Here is a 3475-nt window from a genome sequence, read left to right as displayed (position 1 = left end):
GGTCAGTTCCAGCGAGTCGGTCTCCATCCCGTCCCCGAAGGCCACCATGCGGTCCGACTCGACGGTGAGGGCCAGCCCCTCGCCGGAGCCCAGCGCCCCCTCGACCCGGCTCGTGCCCGTCGTCGGGGACGGCCAGGCCTCGCGGACGAACCAGGCGAGCCGGGGGTCGGTCGGGGCCGGCAGCGTCAGCCGGCTGGAGCGCTGCTGCCACAGCGACCGCAGCCAGCCGGTCGCCCCGGTCCCCGTCCCGACCAGGACACCCGACGAAGCCTGCGGCTCCGGTTCGGCGTCCGCGCCGTCGAGAGCGAGGGTGTAGCGGGCCGTCTGGTGCCCGGGCGGACCGAGGTAGATCTCGTTGAGCGCGAGCAGCCGCTGCTCGTCGTCCGTGACCGCCTCCACCATGGTCAGCTCGTCCGCGCCGGTCCGGGTGGCGGCCGGCAGCAGCGTGCGGGCCTGCGCCGCCCGGTGACGTACGAGGACCCCCGGATTGCGCCCCGGGTCGGAGTCGATGCCGACGACCGGCTGCCCGGACAGGTACTTCGCCGCGTTCGCCACCAGGCCGTCCTGCCCGACCACGACGACCACGTCCTCGGGGCCGAACAGGAAGCGGTCCAGATCGGCCCGTTCGACCCGGGTCTGCCGCCACTGGAGCGGCACGGCCCCCGCCACCTCCGCCAGCGCCCGCCGGGTGCGCTCGTGGCGCTCCCGGACCTCCTCGATGCTCCGGCCCCGGCTGGAGAGGAAGAACGCCGCCTGCCCGTGCGTACCGTGCCGGGCGAGCAGCTCCTCGTACTCCGTGGTCCGGTGGACGAGGACGGCCCGGGGCGCCAGGCTCACGACCGGTTCCCTCCGCCCAGCTTGGCGAGCAGCCCGGTCAGCACGTCCGGCGACAGCGTGAGGTTCTCGATGCGCGGCAGGTTCTCCGCCGCGCGGGTGGCCGCCAGGGCGTGCAGCGTCGCCGCGTCGACCTCGCCGTGCACCCTCAGCCAGGACGCCTGCGCCTGGGCGCGGGCCTCACCCACCTCGCGGGCCGCCTCCGCCTCGGCGCGCGCCAGCCGGACCGTACGGACCGCCTCGGCCTCCGCCCGTACGGCGTCGGCGGCGGCGCTCTCCTCCGCCTCGCGCCGGGCGTTGGTACCGCGCTGGTCGACGAGCCGCTCCTCCTGACGGGCCAGCTCGATCTTGCTGGCCAGCTCGTTCTCGGCGATGGCCCGCTCCCGCTCGACGGCGACGGCCCGCCGCTCGTACGTGGCCCGGTCCGCCTCCTGCTGGATCTGCTCGCGCGCCGGCGTCCGCAGCGCCCGCTCGACCTCCGGCTCCGGCCGGATCGCCACCACGCGCACCGCGACCACCTCGATGCCGGTGGCCGGCAGCCGGGGTTCGGCATCGAGCCCGGCCGCGATCCGGTCCCGTACGGCGGCGACGCCGTCGACCAGCGCGGCGGCCAGCGGTGTGCGCGCCAGGACGTCGAGGGCGTGCTGCTGCGCGGTCTCGGTCAGCAGGGTGGCGATCTGCTCGAGCGGCGCGCCGCGCCACGCCCCGGTGTCCGGGTCGATCGAGAAGTCGAGCCGGGTGGCCGCCGCCTCCGGTCCGCTGATCCGGTAGGTGACGGTCGACTGGACGCTCACGTCCTGGAAGTCGGCGGTGCGGGCGTGGAACGCCATCGCCAGCTCGCGGTCGTTCACCGGCACCTCGGAGAGCGCGGCGGACAGCGAACGGAACCAGAAGCTCAGGCCCGTGCCGTCGTGCACGAGCTGTCCGCGCCGGTGGTGGCGGATGTGCGCGGTCGGCGCGGAACGCAGATGGCGCCAGCCGGCGCGGCGGGTGATGTCGGCCATGGGAACTCCCCCTTGTCGTCATCATGACGATAGGGGGTCCTTCCGCTTTTCGTCAAGCTGACGAAAGTGGTTCGTCCGGTCCGCCGCCGGCCGGTGGCGCGTGCGGCCGGCCGAGGCGTCCCGCCGCGGTCGGGCCGCCGAGCCGTCACGGGCTGCCGTGTCCTCGTCGCCGGAGTCGGAGTCGCCGGAGTCGCGGGCGACGGGGGCGCCCCCGACGCCCCGCAGCCCGTTCCGTACGTCCTCGAACAGCACGCCCCGGGGGTGCGCCGTCAGTGGCGGAGGATGAGGCGATGTGTCCCACGGGCGTGCCGGGAGCCGGAGTCGCGCTCGCGGCGGCGGCGTCGGAGGAGCCCCCCGCGCCGCGGCCGACGGCACCGCGCGGCACGAGCCGGCGTCAGCTGGCGAGCGGTGCGGTCGCCGAGGCCGGACCGGCGGGCGACAGCGGCGACGGCGCGGGCAGGGTCGTCCGCACGGGGGTGGCGCCGGGCGCGGGGACGGTGAGACGCGTCGGCGCCGCAGCCGCCGTCACGCCGGCGGTCCGGGGCGCCGAGGTGACGGGAGCCGTGGTCACGGCGATCACCGGGGCCGGTTCCGCGACCGGTGCCGGGGTCGAGGGGCTCGCGACAGCCACGGCCGGTTCCGAGACGCCCGGGGCCACCGGCCCCGGACCGCCGGTCAGCAGGATCACCCCGCGCGCCGCCACCGCCGAGGCGGCGGCCGCGATCAGCCAGCCCCAGGCCCCCGCGCGGAAGGTCTCGCCGAGGAGGGCCACGCCGATCACCGCGGCGGCGGCCGGGTTGGACAGGTTCACCACGGCCAGCGGCGCCGCGAGTCCGCCCCGGTAGGCGGACTGCGAGAGCAGCAGGCCGCCCACCGCGAACGCCGAGATCAGCACCGCGACCACGGTCGTCTGCCACCAGCGCGGGGCGCCGCCGGGCAGTTCGTGCGCGAGCGCCGAGGTCACCGTCTGGGTGAGGGCGGAGGCGACGCCCGAGGCGACCCCGGAGGCCGTCGCGTGTCCGAGCCCCCGGGCCCGTCCGCTACCGCCCGCGGCCGATCCGGCCCCGGTCGCGTCCGCGCGGGCGCCCCCGTACAGCCGGCCCGAGGCGAGAGCGGCGATCAGCAGGCCCGTCGCCGCGGCGACGACCAGCGCCTCCCGCAGGCTCAGGGCCTCGCCGGGCTTCGCGGGCCCGGTGACCGACACCAGGCCGACGAGCCCGACCAGGGTCCAGAGCGCTCCGCGCCACTCCGGCCGGGTGACACGCCGCCGCGCGCAGTACGCCCCGAGCGGCAGCGCGGCCACGAGGGTCAGTGCGCCCAGCGGCTGGACGAGGGTCAGTGGACCGTAGTGCAGGGCGGCCACGTGGGCGAGCGCGCCGGCCGCGTTCAGGCCGACCGCCCACCACCACTGGCCGCGGGCGAGCAGCGCGCGCAACGCGCCCCGGCCCCCGTCGGACGAGGAGGCCAGCCGGGACTGGGCGACCGCGGCGAGCGCGTAGCCCGCGGCGGACACCAGGGAGAGGAGCACCGCGAGCACGGTGCCGTCGAGGGCGTTCATCGCAGGGCTCCTGCCGGGCGGGGCGCGTTGCGCGCGCTGCTCGCCCGCGGCCAGTGGTGGTGGGCGGTCGGCCTGAACG

At 77.2% G+C, this 3475-nt stretch carries 3 protein-coding genes; all 3 read right to left on the bottom strand.

Features of this window, described 5'->3' with window-relative positions:
* The coding region (locus EAO71_RS01825; RefSeq protein ID WP_147975996.1) for an NAD(+)/NADH kinase at positions 1-837 on the bottom strand (837 nt) is incomplete at its 3' end.
* A complete protein-coding gene (locus EAO71_RS01820) occupies positions 834-1838 on the bottom strand; it encodes an SPFH domain-containing protein (RefSeq protein ID WP_147975995.1) in 1005 nt (334 codons plus the stop codon). The genes EAO71_RS01820 and EAO71_RS01825, both read right to left, overlap by 4 nt.
* A gap of 394 nt (positions 1839-2232) precedes the next feature.
* On the bottom strand, positions 2233-3396 hold the full coding sequence (locus EAO71_RS01815) for a DMT family transporter (protein WP_147975999.1): 1164 nt from the start codon (positions 3394-3396) through the stop codon (positions 2233-2235).
* Positions 3397-3475 lie beyond the last annotated feature (79 nt).

It is taken from the genome of Streptomyces sp. MS191 (assembly GCF_008042125.1).
In the GTDB taxonomy this organism is placed as follows: domain Bacteria; phylum Actinomycetota; class Actinomycetes; order Streptomycetales; family Streptomycetaceae; genus Streptomyces.
Note: the sequence above shows the minus strand (reverse complement) of the source record. Positions and strands in the feature narration are given on the sequence as shown.

Excerpts from the sequence above, each read along its gene's own strand:
- EAO71_RS01820 (WP_147975995.1), bottom strand. The coding sequence starts at position 1,838 with ATGGCCGACATCACCCGCCGCGCCGGCTGGCGCCATCTGCGTTCCGCG.
- EAO71_RS01815 (WP_147975999.1), bottom strand. The coding sequence starts at position 3,396 with ATGAACGCCCTCGACGGCACCGTGCTCGCGGTGCTCCTCTCCCTGGTG.